15 protein-coding genes are annotated in these 18,776 nt (G+C 49.7%); 2 read left to right on the top strand and 13 right to left on the bottom strand.

The window, feature by feature from the left end; translation table 11 throughout:
- Positions 1 to 105 precede the first annotated feature (105 nt).
- Positions 106 to 1,116, top strand: a complete 1,011-nt coding sequence (gene gap / locus GEV47_RS15005) for a type I glyceraldehyde-3-phosphate dehydrogenase (RefSeq protein ID WP_153235544.1) — start codon at positions 106 to 108, stop codon at positions 1,114 to 1,116.
- 260 nt (positions 1,117 to 1,376) lie between these two features.
- Here the strand turns inward: gap and GEV47_RS15000 are convergent, their stop codons facing one another.
- From GEV47_RS15000 to GEV47_RS14950, 11 genes are all read right to left on the bottom strand, one after another.
- A complete protein-coding gene (locus GEV47_RS15000; protein WP_153235543.1) occupies positions 1,377 to 1,724 on the bottom strand; it encodes a cytochrome C oxidase subunit IV family protein in 348 nt (115 codons plus the stop codon).
- A gap of 13 nt (positions 1,725 to 1,737) precedes the next feature.
- Positions 1,738 to 2,457: a heme-copper oxidase subunit III family protein gene (locus GEV47_RS14995; RefSeq protein ID WP_153235542.1), complete on the bottom strand. Its 720-nt coding sequence runs from the start codon at positions 2,455 to 2,457 to the stop codon at positions 1,738 to 1,740.
- Between the two features lie 82 nt (positions 2,458 to 2,539).
- Positions 2,540 to 3,094, bottom strand: coding sequence for a cytochrome c oxidase subunit 3 family protein (locus GEV47_RS14990; protein ID WP_153235541.1), 555 nt, complete (start codon positions 3,092 to 3,094; stop codon positions 2,540 to 2,542).
- Positions 3,091 to 4,833, bottom strand: a complete 1,743-nt coding sequence (gene ctaD / locus GEV47_RS14985; RefSeq protein ID WP_153235540.1) for a cytochrome c oxidase subunit I — start codon at positions 4,831 to 4,833, stop codon at positions 3,091 to 3,093. The genes GEV47_RS14990 and ctaD overlap by 4 nt, the downstream gene beginning before the upstream one ends.
- Positions 4,834 to 4,903: 70 nt before the next feature.
- Positions 4,904 to 6,085: a cytochrome c oxidase subunit II gene (locus GEV47_RS14980; protein WP_153235539.1), complete on the bottom strand. Its 1,182-nt coding sequence runs from the start codon at positions 6,083 to 6,085 to the stop codon at positions 4,904 to 4,906.
- A gap of 328 nt (positions 6,086 to 6,413) precedes the next feature.
- On the bottom strand, positions 6,414 to 6,917 hold the full coding sequence (locus tag GEV47_RS14975) for a hypothetical protein (protein ID WP_153235538.1): 504 nt from the start codon (positions 6,915 to 6,917) through the stop codon (positions 6,414 to 6,416).
- Between the two features lie 205 nt (positions 6,918 to 7,122).
- Entirely contained in the window at positions 7,123 to 7,938 is an 816-nt protein-coding gene (locus GEV47_RS14970) for a heme ABC transporter ATP-binding protein (RefSeq protein WP_153235537.1), read from the bottom strand.
- Between the two features lie 19 nt (positions 7,939 to 7,957).
- A complete protein-coding gene (locus GEV47_RS14965) occupies positions 7,958 to 9,043 on the bottom strand; it encodes a FecCD family ABC transporter permease (protein ID WP_407646264.1) in 1,086 nt (361 codons plus the stop codon).
- 109 nt (positions 9,044 to 9,152) lie between these two features.
- Positions 9,153 to 10,106 (bottom strand): heme/hemin ABC transporter substrate-binding protein, encoded by a 954-nt coding sequence (locus GEV47_RS14960; RefSeq protein ID WP_407646263.1) that lies wholly within the window; start codon positions 10,104 to 10,106, stop codon positions 9,153 to 9,155.
- The gene (locus GEV47_RS14955; protein ID WP_153235534.1) at positions 10,097 to 11,170 is read right to left on the bottom strand and encodes a hemin-degrading factor; all 1,074 of its coding nucleotides are present in this window, start codon (positions 11,168 to 11,170) and stop codon (positions 10,097 to 10,099) included. Before GEV47_RS14955 ends, GEV47_RS14960 begins: the two co-directional genes overlap by 10 nt.
- A 324-nt stretch (positions 11,171 to 11,494) precedes the next feature.
- Complete coding sequence (locus tag GEV47_RS14950) at positions 11,495 to 13,723, bottom strand: TonB-dependent hemoglobin/transferrin/lactoferrin family receptor (protein WP_407646262.1); 2,229 nt, start codon at positions 13,721 to 13,723, stop codon at positions 11,495 to 11,497.
- 332 nt (positions 13,724 to 14,055) lie between these two features.
- On the opposite strand from GEV47_RS14950, the gene GEV47_RS14945 reads away from it, so the two are divergent.
- Positions 14,056 to 15,687, top strand: a complete 1,632-nt coding sequence (locus tag GEV47_RS14945; protein ID WP_153235533.1) for a MutS-related protein — start codon at positions 14,056 to 14,058, stop codon at positions 15,685 to 15,687.
- 67 nt (positions 15,688 to 15,754) lie between these two features.
- On the opposite strand, the gene GEV47_RS14940 is transcribed toward GEV47_RS14945, so the two are convergent.
- Positions 15,755 to 17,122, bottom strand: coding sequence for a DUF1501 domain-containing protein (locus tag GEV47_RS14940; RefSeq protein WP_153235532.1), 1,368 nt, complete (start codon positions 17,120 to 17,122; stop codon positions 15,755 to 15,757).
- A 3-nt stretch (positions 17,123 to 17,125) separates the two neighbouring features.
- On the bottom strand, positions 17,126 to 18,709 hold the full coding sequence (locus tag GEV47_RS14935) for a DUF1800 domain-containing protein (protein ID WP_228124716.1): 1,584 nt from the start codon (positions 18,707 to 18,709) through the stop codon (positions 17,126 to 17,128).
- Between the last annotated feature and the right edge of the window lie 67 nt (positions 18,710 to 18,776).

Here is an 18,776-nt window from a genome sequence, read left to right as displayed (position 1 = left end):
CCTGGCCGTACGTTTGTACTGCCGTCGTCGGTCTGCCTTGCTGGGACAAGTTTGCGCAAGTTTTAATTTAGTTAGAAGATTTATTTTTACCTTAGGAGAAACAGCATGACAATTCGCGTTGCAATTAACGGCTATGGCCGTATCGGTCGTAACATCCTTCGCGCTCATTACGAAGGTGGCAAAAAGCACGATATCGAAATCGTCGCCATCAATGATCTGGGCGATCCAAAAACGAATGCGCATTTGACACAATATGACACCGCCCACGGAAAATTTCCTGGCACAGTGACAGTTGATGGCGATGCGATTGTGGTCAACGGCGACCGTATCAAAGTTTTTGCACAACGTAATCCAGCTGAATTGCCATGGGGCGAGTTGAAGGTTGATGTCGTGTTGGAATGTACCGGTTTTTTCACCACCAAAGAAAAAGCCAGCGCGCATATCCACGGCGGCGCCAAGAAAGTCATCATCTCCGCACCAGGCGGCAAAGATGTCGATGCAACCGTAGTCTATGGCGTTAATCACTCTGTCCTGAAAGCGACAGATACAGTGATTTCGAATGCATCATGCACCACCAACTGCCTGGCACCATTAGTTAAGCCATTGAACGACAAAATCGGTATCGAAAACGGTTTGATGACCACTATCCATGCCTACACTAACGATCAAGTATTGACCGACGTGTATCACGAAGATCTGCGCCGCGCCCGTTCTGCAACCATGAGCATGATCCCAACCAAAACCGGCGCAGCCGCTGCGGTTGGTCTGGTGTTGCCAGAACTGAATGGCAAGCTGGATGGTTTCGCGATTCGCGTGCCAACCATCAACGTTTCGCTGGTCGATTTGTCTTTCGTTTCAACGCGTGAAACTACGGTTGATGAAGTCAATGCGATTCTGAAAGAAGCATCAGAAGGCGCGTTGAAAGGTGTATTGACTTACAACGTTGAGCCGCTGGTTTCTGTCGACTTTAATCACAACCCTGCATCGTCGAACTTCGATGCAACGTTGACTAAAGTTTCCGGCAATCTGGTCAAAGTATCCAGCTGGTATGACAACGAGTGGGGTTTCTCCAATCGTATGCTCGATACAACCGTAGCGCTGATGTCTGCTAAATAAATGCTTTGGCTGCATACAATATGCAGCTAGTTCTATCAAGTGACAGAACATAAAAACGCCCCACAAGTTGGGGCGTTTTTTTATGGATGCGAATTTAATTTATCGTGCATAAGTGATCCAACGTAATCAATTTTAAAAATCCGTCATTCCCGCGAACGCGGGGACAACGCAGATTGGATTGAGGTAATTTTTATTAAACTGACTACGCTGCCTTACTTAGCATGTTTGTTTTTTATTTAAAATAAAACATAAAGCATATTTCATCGAAAAAACAGCAAGCGCGTAGCAAACGTATAGTCTGCCTCAGTTGCCATCAATCCCACCAGCACCAGCAAGCACAACGGCGGTATCAAAATGGCGAAGATCAACGCCAGTCTTTCCCATGCCATATGCATGAAAAAAGCCACGATCAGAGCCGCTTTCATTAGCATCAAAATCAAAATCAGGCCCCAGCGCAGATAGCTGTGGAAGTTGAAATAATCAACCAGATAGGAGAACGTACTGAGGACGAAGAGCAGCCCCCAGATTTTTAAATAAAAGCTGATCGGATGATCTTGTGTGTGCTGTTCTGCAGGCAGTTCGGCGGGCAGTTTAGTATCGGCGCTCATGATGATCACCTCCTTACCATAGATAAAACAACGCAAAAATAAATACCCACACCAAATCGACAAAGTGCCAATACAAACCAGCGATTTCAACTATCTGATATTTGCTACTGTGTTTGCCCGAACTGGCTCCCGCGTCCGATACGGTTTCATAGCGACCACGAAGCAAACGCGCTGCAACCACAAACAGATAGATCACGCCTGCGGTGACATGCAGACCATGAAAGCCGGTGATCATAAAAAAAGTTGAACCAAATTGTGGCGCACCCATGGGATTTCCCCACGGTCTGACACCTTCAACAAAAATCAATTTCGACCATTCAAATGCCTGCATGCCGACGAAAATCTCGCCAAAAACAGCGGTGGTGATCATTAAAGTCGCCGCATTAATGCGATCGCCTCTATGTGCAAAATGCACTGCCATCGCCATCGTGCCACTTGAGCTGATCAGGATGAATGTCATGATCGCTATTTGCAGTAATGGCACTGGCGTACCGCCTATGCTGAGTGAAAATACTTCACTTGGAACCGGCCATGCTGCTGGGCTGGCGATGCGCACGGTCATGTAGCCGGTTAAAAAACAACTAAAGATAAAAGTATCTGATAGCAGAAAAATCCACATCATCGCCTTGCCCCAAGATACCTTGAAGGCTTGCTGATCGGATGACCAATCCGCTACTAACTGGCGCCAGCCGGTGGTGGCTGTTCTGGTGGATGCAACAGTACTCGTATTCATGTGAACTCCTTGCTGCAGAGATCTGATTACAAATTCGACACAGTAAACGCCATCTTCGGCCTGTGTAAAAAGGGCGCTTCCTTTATGCCGTGCCGCAAATAATACGCACCAAATGCGGTGTCAATCCGCTCAACATTGCAAACAAAACCAACCAAACAATCAGTAAAAAATGCCAATACCGCGCACAGAGTTTGATACGCAAAGCCGACGGTGTTCGTATCGTGATGAACAATGCCACTAAACCGCCTAATACATGCAAACCATGCATCGCAGTCAGCAAATAAAAAAAGCTCGCGGCCGGATTGCCGCTGGCCGTGATATGTGAAGCCTGCAGTACTTTCCATACCCATAACTGGGCAAACAAAAACAGCACAGAGGAGCCCCAGCTTGCCATTAGCGGATAAGGTTTTTTTGTTCTATTGGCGACTGCTAGCAACGCGCTAGTGAGTGCGAGTAAGCCGGTACTCAGCCACAATTGCCAAGGTAACTTGATCATGGACCAGTCATTGCCATTCATTCGCATCACATAAGCGGCGATGAACAGCAAAAATAAGGAGCTGGCAACGGCAATGAAAAACCATAAAGCGACGCTGGTGTTGGTTTGTTTTCCTATGGTTAAAGTTGCGTTCGCGCTCATGCCAATACTCCCGCAGTATGGACCGCTTCATCATCAACGCCCGGCGCATTTTGAGGGATGAAATCTTCCGCCGCACCCGGTACGCTGTAGGTATATGGGCCGCGATACACCACTGGTAATTGCGGGCCCCAGTTACCGTGTTTGGGTGGGGTATCCGGTGTTTGCCATTCCAGCGAAGCTGCGCGCCAGGGATTGCTGCTGGCGCGTTGACCGCGGAAGGTGCTCCAGATCAGATTGAAGATGAATAGCAGCTGCGCCGTGGCGACGATCAGTGCAATAACGGTAATGAAGGCGTTAAGCGATTGCGCTGATTTCGGAATAAATTGATAGCCTTGATATGCATAATAACGACGTGGCATACCGAGAATGCCGAGATAGTGCATAGGGAAAAAGATCGCGTAAGTACCTAGAAATGTCATCCAGAAATGGATCTTGCCCAAGGTATCGTTGAGCATACGGCCAGAAACTTTTGGAAACCAATGATAGATGCCACCAAAAATTACCAGCAACGGAGATACGCCCATCACCATATGGAAATGCGCGACCACGAAATAGGTATTGGAAAGCGGAATGTCGACACTGACATTGCCCAGAAATAGTCCGGTCAAGCCACCGATCAAAAACGTGCTGATAAAGGCCAGTGCAAACAGCATCGGCACTGTCATATGTATGTCGCCACGCCATAGCGTCAAGACCCAGTTATAGACTTTGATCGCAGTTGGCACGGCAATGATCAATGTGGTGGTGGCAAAGAAAAAACCGAAGTAGGGATTCATCCCACTGACAAACATATGATGTGCCCACACCACCACCGAGAGCACGCCAATTGCCAGAATCGCCCACACCATGGTGCGATAACCGAAGATGCATTTGCGGGAGTGGACGCTGATCAAATCGGAGACGATGCCAAAGGCGGGCAAGGCAACAATATACACTTCCGGATGGCCAAAAAACCAGAACAGATGCTGGAACAAGAGTGGGCTACCACCTTTGTAAGCGCTGACTTGTCCCATTGAGACTAATGCCGGCATAAAAAAACTGGTGCCCAATGTGCGATCCAGTAGCATCATGATGCCGCTGACAAACAATGCAGGAAATGCCAGCAGCGCCAAAATAGTCGCCACAAAAATCCCCCACACTGTCAATGGCATACGCAGCAAAGTCATGCCTTCAGTACGCAGTTGTAAAACGGTGGTGACGTAATTCAAACCGCCCATGGTGGCCGCTACGATAAAAATAAGTAGCGAAATGAGCATCAAAATAATACCCCATTCATACCCAGGTGTTCCTGGCAAAATCGCTTGCGGCGGATACAAAGTCCAGCCTGCACCGGTAGGGCCGCCGGGCGCAAAAAAACTGGACATCAATACGATCACCGACAATAAATACACCCAAAAACTGAGCATATTCAGATACGGAAAAGCCATGTCGCGTGCGCCTATCATCAATGGAATCATATAATTGCCGAAGCCACCAAGGAACAAAGCCGTCAATAAATAAATCACCATAATCATGCCGTGCATGGTCATGAATTGATAGTAATGTGCAGCGTCGATAAATGCGAAACGCCCTGGAAATCCTAGCTGCAAACGCATCAGATTAGACAAGCCGACACCCACCAATCCCGCCAGAATAGCGACACTGGCATATTGGATCGCAATCACTTTATGATCCTGGCTCCACACGTATTTGGTCCAGAAACTCTGTGCATGGTGTGTGCTGCTATCGCTGTAGCTCATGGCTTTCCTTGTCGATTTGCGAACCACTGTTTAAGTCCGTCTCCCGCTTGCGGAAGGCGGACTTAAACATTCATTGTTTTGCAATATCTGCAGTTTGTTTAGTTTCAGACTTAATCCCATACGATTTAATCAATGCGATCAATGCTGCCAATTCCTCATCACTCATCTCTATCTTAGGCATGATGGGTGAATAACCTTTCACCGTGCGTGCTTGCGGGTCGTGGATGAAGTTGCGCAGATATGTTTCGTCGACCATGGCCGTTGAACCATCGGCCATGGTTTCAGTTTTGCCATATAAGCCTTTCCAGCTCGGCCCGACTCTGGCACTGCCATCGAGTGAATGGCAAGAGACGCAAGCTTTGGCGTTGTATAGCGCTTTGCCTTTTTCTATCAGTGGATCATTAGACATCGCAACATTTTGTGCTGCAGCCAAAGTCATCGCAAAAGTCGGCTGTTTTTTTAGCCATGCCTGAAATGTCGCGGGATCATCGACCACCACATAAGCGCGCATGTTGTAATGACCGACGCCACACAGTTGTGCGCACAGGACTTCAAAGCGCCCGGTTTTTGTGGGTGTAAACCAGAATGACGTAATCATGCCCGGCACCATATTCATACGTGCACGAAATTGCGGTACAAAAAAATCGTGCAGTACATCTTGCGAATGCAATAGCATCCGCACCGGTTGATTCAGTGGCAGATGCAATTCATTGGTCATGATCAGAATATTGTTTTGACTGATCGCATCGTGTGGATCCAGGCCAAATGGATTGCTGGCGCTGACCAACGCTACGCTGGTGCGTCCTAATTTTCCATCGGCACCAGGAAAGCGGAAATGCCATTGCCATTGTTGGCCAAGCACCTCTACATCGATAGCATTGGCAGGCGCTTTGATGTACGCCGCGTAAACAAATAAACCTGGCGCCAGCAAGCCGATGATGGCGATGCTGGTGATGGCGATGAGCCAGTATTCGAGTTTTTTGTTTTCCGGCTGGTAGGCGGCGCGATGATTGCTGCCCTTGCTATTCAGTTGAGCAGCATCGCCTTCTTTGCGATGACGAAAGCGCAGCAGGGTGTAGATGATGAATATATTGATGGCGACGAAGAAGATGCCGGTGATGGCGAAGGTGATGGTGAGGGTGTTGTCCATTTGCTGCCAGTTGGAGGCTAATGGGGTTGCCCACCATGGGGTGTAAAAATGGAATAGTAGGGTTGCGGCGACTATTATTATGAGGGAGATGGCCATTAGCATAGCAATTCTCTTTTCTCTTATCGCGGTTAGAGTTATTTAATACTTCTTCTACTCCGTGGTGCCATGCCGGTGGTAGACCGGCGGCTACTCACTTTCTTTGCTTCGCCAAAGAAAGTAAGCAAAGAAAGGCGACCGACAGCCGTTGCCCGCCGTAGGCGGGTTCCCAAAAGCGCTGATACTTATTCGGGAGGAAAGACCAACTCGCTACGCTCAAACATGTCTTCCCTCTTTTTCCGAATAAGTATCAGCGCTTTTGGCAACGTCAGCATCGGGGTACTTCAAAAGCAGCAGCAACTTCAACGGCTTTGTTGATTCAATTATCTTCTACCTATTTTTTTACCTCTCGTGGTTCCAATCTCCAATAAATCGCGGCGGTTGCTATCCCGAAAATCAGGTGCGCAATCAATGCTGCCCAACCTCGCATTTCGGCGAACCATGGGAACATGAATGACATGCCGTAAAAGTTGAAGAAGTACAGTAGTAATCCGAAAATCGCACCTGCCACGGCCGCTGCGCCCAGGCTGGAGTCCATGTGGAAAGGAGCGATGATCGCGCACAGTATCATGCCGAAAACGATACCCAGAACGTAGTGATTGATGAGTGCTATCGCGACGACCATGAGATTAAAATCGTTCGATACCAGAATGTCGCGTCCCATCACCATTGCAGCTATGGCGTGTGATGCCCCCCATGGTCCGGTATCGCTAACCACAGCGGACCACAGTAATTCGAGCACCATTAAAATTGCCCCAGCGGCAAATCCAGAAATCGCCGCTACTGTCCAGTTCGGCAAGCGACGTTCCAGATGGTGGGAATCCATATGCAGTTCCATGACAACCTCCTGAAGAAAACAGTCACCACAAAATCGGCGCGTATTTCAACTAGTCATAGGCTAAAGCGATATAGCTGTAAACCGTCATGCCTATGAACGGCAGTGTGGTGGTGTTAGTGTAGTACAGAAACAGTTTGATGACAGGAGGTAACTATCGTGCGCCGCAATATTTTGATCATATTTGATGATAGTTTGATACATGTCATCAAGCTAACTCGCAAGTCATCGCATAGGGTGGTTTGCCAGTTTGTCGCATCACCTCTACTTCAATTCCCAGGCTGTCTCTGATCAACGCCGGTGTCATGGTGATTTCCGGGGTGTCTTGGGCCAGCAGTGTGCCGTTTGCCAGCCACGCTAATTGATCGGCATAGCGTGCCGCAAGATTGGGATCATGCATGATTGCTAATACCCCGATATTCCACTCGGTGGTCAGTTTGCGTAGCGTTGTCAGCAAATGATGTTGATGTGCTAAATCGAGTGCCGCGGTGGGCTCATCCAATAGTAAATAGCGGGGTGCGTTGGCGCTGCTATCTGACGGTCGCAATTGCGCCAGTACCCGGGCAAATTGCACACGTGCTAATTCACCGCCGGATAAAGTGGTGACATCGCGTTCTGCTAATGCTGCTGCACCTGCTAACGCCAATACTTCCAACGCAATTGCGCGATCAGCCCAACTATCGCCGCCGCCATGCGGATACCGCCCGAGCAGTACAATTTCCATCGCCGTAAACGGAAAAGCAAACTGCACACTTTGCGGTAAGACTGCCCGCGCTTGCGCTAAGGCCTTGGCGCTAAAGCTATGTAGTAAAGCGCCATTGAGTGAAATGGCACCATCGAGTTGCACCTCATTGCCGGGCAATGACGGTTGAAATTCTCCAGACATCGCTTTGAGCAAAGTACTTTTTCCTGCTCCATTGCGTCCTAACAAGGCGACGATTTGGCCAGGCGCTATTCGTAGTGTTACCTCGCGCAAGATGTCACGTTTGCCGCGACGAATCGAAATGTTGGTGGCGATTAGCATGTGATCTTTCCCTTTAACTTTACAATCCTAATTGTCCGCGGCGACGCCACAGCAATACCAGAAAGAATGGCCCACCCAACAGCGCAGTCAATATACCCAATGGCATTTCAGCCGGCGCAGCAACAGTACGCGCCACCAGATCAGCCAGTAAAGTCAATATCGCACCAAACAACATCGCACCTGGTAGCACGACGCGTTGGTCTGGGCCGCAAGCGAGACGTATGCAATGTGGTGCGACTAAACCGATGAAACCGATAGTGCCGGTAGCCGAGACCAATGCGCCTATGCACAGTGCGCTAGCGATAAGGATGTGACGTTTGATAGTCAACACTGCGACACCTAAATGGAGAGCTTCAGTCTCACCCAACAACATGGCATTAAGCGCTGCGGAATGGCGTGCCAAAGCAGCCAAACAAAGTAAAACCACAGGAGTGGTAACGGCAATCAACTGCCATTGCGCACCCGCCAAACTGCCCAAATTCCAGAATGTCAGTGTGCGCAATTGATCATCGCTGGCGATATAAACTAGCAGGCCGATGGCCGCACCAGCAATGGCATTGATGGCGATACCCGCTAGCAGCAACAGCGGTAATGCAAGGCGTCCACGATTGGCGGCGATTCGATAGACTAGCATCGCCACAACCAAAGCACCGACAAAAGCGGCCACCATGGGCGCATAAATACCTGCGAAGATTAATGCTGCTGGCCACAACGCGGTTCCTAATACGATGGACAATGCCGCGCCCAGTGCTGCACCGCTGGAAACCCCAATCAAACCGGGATCGGCCAGAGGATTACGAAACAACGCCTGCATCGCACTGCCTGCCGCACCAAAACCACAGCCAACCAATATCGCTAGCAGCACACGCGGCATGCGGATATCCAGTAAAACTGCGCGGGCCTGGCTTTCTGCAGCGCTTAAGTCGTTACCCGGCCACAGTAAATAGGGAATATCGAATGGATTGATTTTGTATGCGCCGACAGCAGCACAAAGCAGGGCGGTTGCCAATAGTAGAAATAGTAACGACCACAAGATGATGCGTTGTCGCTGGTGGCGATTGGATAGTGTTAGTGTTGGCCGTGCAGTTTGGTGTTGCAGCGGCATAGTGATGGTGGATGGCATGGAAATAAAAGTAAAAATACCCCGTCATCCCCGCGCAAGCGGAGATACAGGGTTGCGCAAACATGGATTCCCACATTCGTGGGAATGACGTTTATGAAGCATAAATTTGCTTCGACAATTGCATCACCGCTTGCGGTAAACGCGGCCCAAAACCTAACAGTAACAGTGAGTCCATTTCTGCCGCAACTCGACGATTTTTGGCTGCAGGCGTGATGGAGATGCCGGGCGATTTAACTAATTTATCGACGCCACCAATCGCCGCCAATCCTTCGCGCGTAATCAACAAAACGTCGGGGGCAGCGGCGACGGCGCTTTCTGCCGTCAGCGGTTTGTAGCCTTTGAAGCCATCGTCGCCGCCAAGTACATTGACTGCGCCAGCGTAGCGGATCATGGCATCGGCCGCAGTGTCGCGTCCGGCTACCATCGCTTGTGTTCCACTGTTACTAAGAATGAACATCACACGTAATGGCTTTGCCGATTTATTTCTGTCCACTTCAGCTAAAGTTGCCTGCCACTCCATATCGAAGCGTTGCAGTAAATTTTTCCCGCATGGAGATAAATTCAAAGCCGCGGCCGTACCGCGTATCCGATCGCGCACGGTTTGCACATCATGGCCATTACCTAACTTGATCACTTGCACGCCGGCCGCGGCAATCTGCGCCAACGCTGCCGGCGGCCCGGCTTCGGCAGACGTTAATAAGAGATCGGGGCGCAAGGACAGCACGCCTTCTGCTGATAAAGCACGTTGATAGCCGATCTTCGCCAGAGACTGCGCGGCAGCGGGCCAGGTGCTGGTGGTGTCAGCACCGATCAACAATTTTTGCGCGTCTAGTGCATACACCACTTCGGTGATGGCACCGCCGGCGACGGCGACTCGCTGTGGCGTGATGGTAGTGGCTGAAGTGATGGGAAGCGCGGTGGCAGTCGATGCGGCACTTTTAGTCGCGGCCGTGACGACGCTAGGTAATGCCATGGCCACACCAAGCGCGCCGCTTGCCAGCAGCAAGCTTCGGCGTTGCTGAAACAGGGTTGAGTTCATGCTGATACTGATGTTGTTGTTAGCTCAGGCAAAGCAGCCACCATCTCGCGCCATACAGGCAATTCGGCTTGCCCCGGTTTGCGTACGCCGAATAGCATGGCGATGGTTTGTCCATCACGATCGAATAATTCCAACGAAGTGACGATGCCATCCAGAGTTGGTTTACTCACTACCCAGCTGCCAGCGATCATGTTTTCGCGCAGATGTAAATTGAATCCAGTATCCAGCACATTGATCCACGGGCCCATTACTTTGATGTTATTGACCGGACCGGAATGGATTTGAATCATGCCGCTATTACCGACAAACACCATGATCGGTAATGCTATTGCAGCGGCATTTTCTAAGATGGTTTTTAGCGCATCGTGATTTACCTGACGCACAAATTGCGGCGGTGCCAGACGCAATGCTTGCGTGCGGCTGAGTCTGAATTTGTTCAACAAGCCAAAGAATTGATGGGTGTCAGTCATTGCATTCCAGGCGGCCTGAAATGCGGTGACATCAACTTCACTATTTGGAATTTCTGCTTCAGTGGAAGGTTTTTCTTCTACCGAGATACCGGGCTGTTGATTGCCATCGCGATATTGCTGAACCAATTTTTCATAGGCTTCATGCTGACTATGTTCACGCAAAAATACTTTGTGTACTGCCGTGCCATGCCGATCGAAAAATTGCAGGCTTTTTTGGATGCCGCGTGGCGTTTCCTCGATGACTGCGCAACCGAATTTCCATTGGCTATAAAAAATTCTCAGATCGATGGCTTCACCTAACGCCAGGCCAACGTGGCCGTTGTGGCTCATCTTTAGGTACGCTCCATCTTTTTCATGGACTGCGCTGTCGTTGCGGGTGAGGGCCATGACGGAGCCTAGTTGTGGGACTTGCTCCATGATGTTGATGAAGTCAGGTTTCAGGCGAATGACTTCTGTGTTGTCGTGTTTGCCTATGCAGGTGGCGATGGCTTCGGCTTCGGAGATGCCGATTAGTGCGGCGGCTTCTCGGTTGCGGAGGTTTTGGGAGGATTTGGTTTTTAGGAAGGTGGTGCGTAGGGTGGTGTTTTGTGTAATGTTCATTTTTTCTCCTTGGATTGATTTATTCGGTAATTAATACGAGTGGTGCTCCGTGGTGCCATGCCGGTGGTAGACCGGCGGCTACTCACTTTCTTTGCTTCGCCAAAGAAAGTAAGCAAAGAAAGGCGACGCAGAGCCGTTGCCCGCCGTTGGCGGGTCCCCAAATGTGCCAACTGTCATTCGGATGGAAAGACCAACTCGCTGCGCTCAAACATGTCTTCCCATAATTCCCGAATGACAGTCGTCACATTTGGCAACGTCCAATGCGGGGCACTTCAAAAGCAACGGCAACTTCAACGGCCTTGATGATTCGACTAACTCTATTTTTTAATACTGCAATTTCAACCCCACATTAAAACTACGTCCGGGTGCTGTGTAAGCGTCTTTGACTGTTGAGCTGTCGGCCAGGCCGCGGACGTCTGACCAGTTCCAGTATTTGTTGTCGAACAGGTTGGATATGCCGCCGTATAACGTGGCGTATTTGTTGATGTTGTAGCCTGCGCGCAGATCCATGACCGTGGCCGATGGTGGGGCGAAGTCGGTTTTTACGGACATGTCGCTGCGATTTTTTCCTGCTTGGTATCTGATGTCAGCTTCGGTGAACCAGCGTTCGGTTGGTGCGTAGCGCAAACCTAGTACGGCCATGAATGGATTGATGGTGTCTAGCGGTTGACTGACGCCTTTGAGCTCGGTGGTGCCTTTGGTGTAGGCCATACCGGCTTTGACACCCAGGCCGTTGGCGAATTGCCAGTCTAGCCTTGCTTCCAGTCCGCTGATGCGAGCGTTGCTGGTGTTGATGTATTGAAAAACGAAGGGATCGACATAAGGGCGACCGCTGCCGCTAATGATCTGTTGTGAGATGAAATTGTTGTAGTAGCCGGTGAAGACTGCGGTGCTGTAGCGTATGACGCTGCGGGTATTGTCACCTTCGCCATCGTTGATTTTTCCACGCAAACCTAATTCAAACGTATTGCTGGTTTCTGGTTTCAGATCAGGGTTGCCGATAGTGACATAACCATATGTCGGGTTACCGAAGCTGTTGTTAACCTGATCTGGCGTCGGCGTACGGAAGCCACGTGCGTATTGTGCATACGGGATCAACGCCGGATTGATTTCATACATCACCGCTAAACGTGGCGATACTGCCTGTCCGCTGGACTTGGTCGGCGTGCCATCATATTCAGCATCGTTCTGTTTTGGTGTCAGACGATATGCGTCGAAACGGATACTCGGAATGAATGAGAAAGCACTGGCGGGAGCAAAGCGGATTTCATCTTGTATGAAAGCACCAAACAGGCTGTAGTCGGTATCAGGAAAGGCCTTGCTGGGGAAGGGTGCTTCGCCGACACCTGGCACGGTACCGTTGCGCAAGCCGCTGATTTGAGAGGTGCTGGCGTCAAAACCATACACCAATTTGTGCTCCAGAGACCCAGTGCTTACTGCGCTTTCTGCTTGTGCCGATCCACCGAAAATATTCTCGTCATAGCTATTGTCGCGGGTACGACTGGCTGCAGGCTTACGTTGTTCGTATGAAAATTGATTGTTACTGGCCTCTTGATAATAGATTTGTGCATGCGCTTTTTGGAACCATATGTTATCGCTGTCGGTGAAGCCGTAATCGAGGCTATAACGATTGCGTTCCAGTTTATCATCCGCGTTCAGCGCCAGAGTAGTTGGCGTGATGGCGGATAACACATTGGTGGTGGTTTCCTGTTCGTGATGCTCTACCGTTAAAGTCAGTTTGTCGCGCGCACTAACGTTCAATACCAACTTGCCAAGCAGCGAGGTTGCGCTGGCATCTTGCGGATTGGCGGCATCACGATTGGGGCCGACGATATCACGCTGGCCTTGCGATTTGACTTCATGCCCATCGCGTTTATTGGCGATCAACATACCTTGTATTTGTTCGTTACCAAATGCTGCAACAGCCGTGGTGGAAGTGCTGCGATTACTAGAATCGTAGGATGGACTGATCGAGAAATACGTGGACTTGTTGAAGATATTTAAAAAGTCGGATGGGTCTTTGGTGATGAAATTAACCGCGCCGGTCAGACCATCGCTGCCATACATGGTAGATGCCGGGCCACGCAAAATTTCGACTCGTTTGTACAGATCCATTTCGCCAAAATCGCCGCGCCCTGACTCCAATGGGCCGAACGAAAACGCACTCGGCAAGCGTATGCCATCTTCCATCAACAAAATCCGATTGCCCTCTAAGCCGCGAATATTGATGCCTTCATTGCCGCCGCGGCCGCCGGCTGTGGCTGCCGATGTTGGCCGATAAGGTGCACGCCGCACGGTGATACCGGCTTCATAGCGTAGTAAATCCTTGATGTCTTTTGCTTGTTGCTCTTCGATTGTTTCGGCGTTGATGACGGAAATGCTGCTGGTGGTGCGTGACACCGGCGTTTCTGAACGCGTAGCAGTGACGGAAATTTCATCCATTGCATGGTCCTGCATATTCGCGTTGTAAGCGTAAGTCGCCGGCGTAGCCGTTTGTGCGACTGCTGGCAAGCTTGCGGCAGTTGCTGACAGGATCAATAAACGTGCAGCAATAGCAAGTTGCGATGGTGTTGACGATGTTGACGATTTCGATGAGGGCGCTCGAAAGGGCGAATTGGTGTTGCAAATGGGCACAGCGTACTCCAAAGTCAATAATGGGCTTATTGGCTGGCGGCGCTGATGGGGCGGGGCTGGCTGAGGGTGATGCCGGTGAACTGGCGTGTCGAAATTTATTGCAAATGATAATGGTTATCATTTGCAATGGTAATAATGAACAATAAAAGCTTGATAACTAATACATCGGCAGCATCTTGAGGAAGCAATAGAGTTACGTTTGAAGGGCGAAGTACATTTTTCTAAAACAATTGAAGAATAATGGGGCGCAAATGAACGAAAACAAGCCAGTCAGTGGATTGACTATGCCAGTCTCCGAAATTGGCAGGACTAGCCCATTTCGATTTTTGATGCCCGCATGGAAAATGCTAGTTGCATTGTTTTCGACGAAGAAATCCTTAACCGATATTGCTTATACCAATCAGGAAGTAGCAGCACTTTTTCTAGCCGTTTCCAATAATGGCGAAGGTTGCGTGGATGATCAAACCTGGAAGGATCTCGATCTTGAGAAATATTGTGCAAGTCTGACATCTGGAGTCAGCATTCTCGGCCAACAAGGAATTCATTTGCGCCTACGGAAAAGGAGCGAGGATGATAATGCCATCGTTGCCTTACTAGACGATGCTGAACTGCGAGGCAATCTGAAAAATGCGTTTGACGCTATGCGCGGCCTTGAGTTTGATGTCAGCCCACTTGTGTTTGCCTCTCCAAAAGTAGCGATACCTTGGTGGGTAAAATTTTTACTTCCTTTTCAAATATTGCTGCTCCTTGCCATGCTGGCGCCGTCTTTATCGCTAATGATGTTGATACCTTTGGCGGGGCTTATTCTATTCACTTTCGTAATACAAGCATCATGGCTCACGCATATTGAACGACATGATGAAAAATTATTCGCGTTACGCACCATTCTTCATACTGGCTTGACACTTGCAAAGTTAGCCCCGCAACGTAACTATCCGATACTGCATTCCTTTTTGTCTCAGATCAATGACATTCAAAAAATCAAGCGCGATTTGAGTCGGCCAATAGTTGAAACAGGGAGTCAAATTACCAAACTGTATGCCGATTGGTTTTTCTTGAGAAATATCAGTCATCATTTCAAAGCAACCAGAATCATCAGGGAGAATCAGGGGCTATTGCGGCGCTGGTATTTATTGATTGCTAATCTGGAGGCTGATCTGGCGATGGCGAATCACATCAGCATGCAATCGCATTTTTGTTGGGCCACGCCACATCCCGGAAATTCGATATTGCTGAAAGACGTGATCAATCCGTTGCTTGTGAATGCATCGGCAGTTTCTTTTGCGACCGATGAAATGGGCGTCTTTTTATCTGGACAAAATGGCGCAGGGAAAAGTACTTTCTTGCGTACTCTTGGTTTGAATCTGCTGGTTGGACGTGCGTTTGGGTTCTGTTATGCCGACAAAGCGACTATTGCTATGCGTCTGGTGTACACCAGTATTCAAATTGAAGACTCTATGGCTGACGGTGAAAGTTTATATGTTGCAGAACTTAACCGTGCAAAAAAATTACTCGAATCGAGTAGGGGAGAGCACTCTGGAATATATATTATTGACGAGATTTTTCGCGGCACTAACCATTTGGAATCTGTTTCGGTTGCCGCAGCTTTGATCCATAAATTGACACAACATGCATTAGTGATTGTGTCATCTCACAATCTTGTTTTAGCACCGCTCCTGGCTAAATACCTTATTCCCATGCAAGTCATATCTGAGACTGGTGGTGTGGTGATTAAGCCGGGTTTACTAGAGAAACCAAATGGCATTGCATTGCTCGATACGATAGAAATGGATGAAAGTATTTCGAATAATGCACGCAGCGTATCTATCTGGTTAAGTTCGTATTTGGCACATCCGAAAAATTGTCCCGATTTGCTGCAGTAAACGAAGAGGTCGGAAAAGCCTGGCGCCTTCCGACCAACCTGATTCGACTTACGCAATATCCGTCACATTACAACAAAAAATCCAACTCACGATGCGCGTTCGCATACTGCGGAAATACTTGCTGCAACTTATTATCACCAATCCGCATATGCTTTTCCGATAGCGTTGCCAGCACCGAACGGAAGTCGGTGGTGACCGCAAGATCGCGTCCTTCGTTCAGCGATTTATCGTCTATCCCAGGCCAGTTGCCGTAAATTTTCCGACCGCGCACATTGCCACCTAATAACCACATCGCGTTGCCGTGACCGTGATCGGTGCCGCCGTTGCCGTTTTCACGGAAGGTACGACCGAATTCTGAAATGACGACGATGACCATATCGTTGAACGCCGGACCAAGTTCACGCGCCAGAGTGCTAAGGCCTTCTGCCAGTGGTTTCAGACGATTGGCCAACTGACCGGCGCCATTACCTTGATTGACGTGCGTGTCCCAGCCACCGACGGCGACAAAACCCAAACGAATGGCGGGATTGTCGCGCATTAAATTACCGAGTCGTGCGGTATCGATTGCCAAGCCATTCGGCAATGGTGCGCCGTTGTTGGCCATACGCTGTTCTGAGCTGTTGAGGTCAGCGAGAATTTCTTTGCGGGCCGCTAAACCATCCTGGAATGATTTTCCCAGCACGGCATCTTGTTGGTATAGCGCGCCAAATGCCTGTTGGAATTGTGGCTTATCGATTTGCGTCAGCCGCGTGGCGTCGCGGCCGGTCGGCATGTTGGCGACAACTGCTTTACCGGTCAGGATGCGCGGCATGGCTTCGCCCAAGGTTAATGCCTGCATCATTGAATCGTTATGCGCGGCACGAGGTGTATCGCTAAGCAAACGATTCATCCAGCCATCGGGAATATTGTGCTGGCCCGGTACGCCAGTTTCCATATAGTCCTGCGCCTCAAAATGCGAGCGGGACATGTCGGGCGAACCAGACGCATGGACGAAGGCCAATTGACCGCCGTCCCAATACGATTTCAACGGTTGCAAGGCTGGATGCAAACCAAAATAACCAGTCAAATCAATCGCGCCATTATTTGCACCGGGACGAGCAACGGCGATGGTTGGACGTGCCTGATAATAATGATGGTCACCATGCGGCACGACGACATTTAAGCCGTCTACCGCACCGCGCAGAAACACCACAATCATGCGCGGTGTGCCATCGCCGGCTGCAACAGCACGCGACGGCGAACTGCCATATGACAGTGGAGCATCAATTGGTGTGGCACCGCCGCTGGTAGCGGATTTTTTTCTGGCTTGTTGGTTCGGTGGCGCAACGACGCAGCCAGATAAGCCGACCGGAAGCAAAAGAGCACCACTGCCGATCAGTCCGAGTTGACGAATAAAATCACGGCGGCTTGTATGTTTGTTGTGTGGATTATTCATAGCTTACCTCTTCATGAATGCAGGGCCGCCAAGGATCATGCCGGCTTGCAGATTCGCCGGCGCGTCATTGATAATGGTCAGGCTACGTTGATCGAAAGTGGGCGTTAGTGTCTGAATTAATTGTTGCGGATTAAGCGGCACAGCATTGGCGATGTCAGCACTCGGTGGATTGCCATAGGCGATGGGAGATTTTCCATTGCTTAAACTAGTGACGAAATTAATCCGACGTAGTAGCGCATCCGAATTAAGCCAGGCTTCTTCAGAATATTTATAGCCTTCTGGCGTTAGCCAGCCATATAACGGTTGTCCCAACTGGTTGAGGACGTTATCAATCGGCTTGATATTGTTGACCGGTGTGGCGCTGGCACGTAGTGCAGAGACGACAAATTGATACGGTGTTTTAAATTGCGTCTGATAGTTTTCACGTGCCCAGAACTGCTGGCTGTCGAACAAGGTTTGCAGTACTGCTTTGATATCACCGTTAGTGCTTAAAAAGCGTTGCGCCAGTTTATCGACCAAGGCCGGATCAGGTTTGTCGCTGACAAAATATTGCACCAGTTTGGTTGAAATGAAACGTGCCGTGGCGGGCTGTTTCGCCAAAATATCGAGTGCTTGTTCGCCTTCCTGGACACCTGCTGGTCCGGTGCGGCCTTTGATGACCTGACCGAGGAATACTTTGTCGCTACTATCGTGTCGGCGTGGCGCAAAAACAAACGCAGGCTGGCTAGGATCATCTTTCATTGCTTTGTTATCGATAGTCCAACCGCTCAATATTTTTGCCAGCGCGATCACATCGGCCTGGGTATAGCCACCGTTGACACCCAAGGTATGAAGTTCTAATAATTCACGACCATAGTTTTCGTTCAAACCTTTGAATTGGCCTTTTGATTCTGGCGCGTTATTGCCGCTGCTGCGCCAGTTGTCGAGGTAATACAACATGGCCGGATGATGTGCAACCGATCCCAATAGTTGACGGAAATTGCCCAGCGCATTAGGACGCAGCGTGTCTTTTTCGTACTCAGCGTTCCAATAACGTACCCATTCCTTAGGCTCGTAAACGTTGAAGTGATTAAACCAGAATTCCGTCATCACTTCTTGTAGTTGACGTGGACTTTCAGTAGCTTGCAACAGTCGGGCCTGATGCGTTTGTGGCGTGATTTCTTGATTGGCGCGTTGACGTGCTTTATTTTTTTCCTCAGGCGTGGCGCCGTTGGGTGGGAAGGAAGGAGGGCCGTATTGTTGGAATAACTGACCTTGGGAAAGCTGATAGGTCGGCAAGCTGGCGAGTTGTTCCGCCAATGGTATCGGCAATGGAATACTGTCCGGTGCGAGCTGCTCGGCAATATAGCGTTTGACGCCCAGCTTGCGCACCGCATCGACATCGCCGGGGCGCGGCCCGTAAGCTAAACGGTTCAGCACGTGCAGCGCTTTTTCTTCTTCCGTCAGTGGTGCTGAATACGTTGCAGTTCCAGCATGCGCATTCAAGACACTGAACAACAGTGCACCACATATAACCGTCATAGAAATCAAGCGTAACGGCGGAGATGGCGGGCGACATTTTTGTGCGATAGACATGATATTTTGCATGCTAAACCATCCTTCTTAGTGTGATTGTTTAGCTTAACGTGTCAGATGGTTTTTAGTAGACAGCTAG

Origin of the sequence: Glaciimonas soli, assembly GCF_009497155.1 — a bacterium.
GTDB lineage: Bacteria > Pseudomonadota > Gammaproteobacteria > Burkholderiales > Burkholderiaceae_D > Glaciimonas > Glaciimonas soli.
Note: the sequence above shows the minus strand (reverse complement) of the source record. Positions and strands in the feature narration are given on the sequence as shown.

Bases quoted from the DNA above. Each gene is read 5' to 3' on its own strand.
- gap (WP_153235544.1), top strand. From the start codon at position 106: ATGACAATTCGCGTTGCAATTAACGGCTATGGCCGTATCGGTCGTAAC.
- GEV47_RS15000 (WP_153235543.1), bottom strand. From the start codon at position 1,724: ATGAGCGCCGATACTAAACTGCCCGCCGAACTGCCTGCAGAACAGCAC.
- GEV47_RS14995 (WP_153235542.1), bottom strand. From the start codon at position 2,457: ATGAATACGAGTACTGTTGCATCCACCAGAACAGCCACCACCGGCTGG.
- GEV47_RS14990 (WP_153235541.1), bottom strand. From the start codon at position 3,094: ATGAGCGCGAACGCAACTTTAACCATAGGAAAACAAACCAACACCAGC.
- ctaD (WP_153235540.1), bottom strand. From the start codon at position 4,833: ATGAGCTACAGCGATAGCAGCACACACCATGCACAGAGTTTCTGGACC.
- GEV47_RS14980 (WP_153235539.1), bottom strand. From the start codon at position 6,085: ATGCTAATGGCCATCTCCCTCATAATAATAGTCGCCGCAACCCTACTA.
- GEV47_RS14975 (WP_153235538.1), bottom strand. From the start codon at position 6,917: ATGGAACTGCATATGGATTCCCACCATCTGGAACGTCGCTTGCCGAAC.
- GEV47_RS14970 (WP_153235537.1), bottom strand. From the start codon at position 7,938: ATGCTAATCGCCACCAACATTTCGATTCGTCGCGGCAAACGTGACATC.
- GEV47_RS14965 (WP_407646264.1), bottom strand. From the start codon at position 9,043: ATGCCGCTGCAACACCAAACTGCACGGCCAACACTAACACTATCCAAT.
- GEV47_RS14955 (WP_153235534.1), bottom strand. From the start codon at position 11,170: ATGAACATTACACAAAACACCACCCTACGCACCACCTTCCTAAAAACC.
- GEV47_RS14945 (WP_153235533.1), top strand. From the start codon at position 14,056: ATGAACGAAAACAAGCCAGTCAGTGGATTGACTATGCCAGTCTCCGAA.
- GEV47_RS14940 (WP_153235532.1), bottom strand. From the start codon at position 17,122: ATGAATAATCCACACAACAAACATACAAGCCGCCGTGATTTTATTCGT.
- GEV47_RS14935 (WP_228124716.1), bottom strand. From the start codon at position 18,709: ATGCAAAATATCATGTCTATCGCACAAAAATGTCGCCCGCCATCTCCG.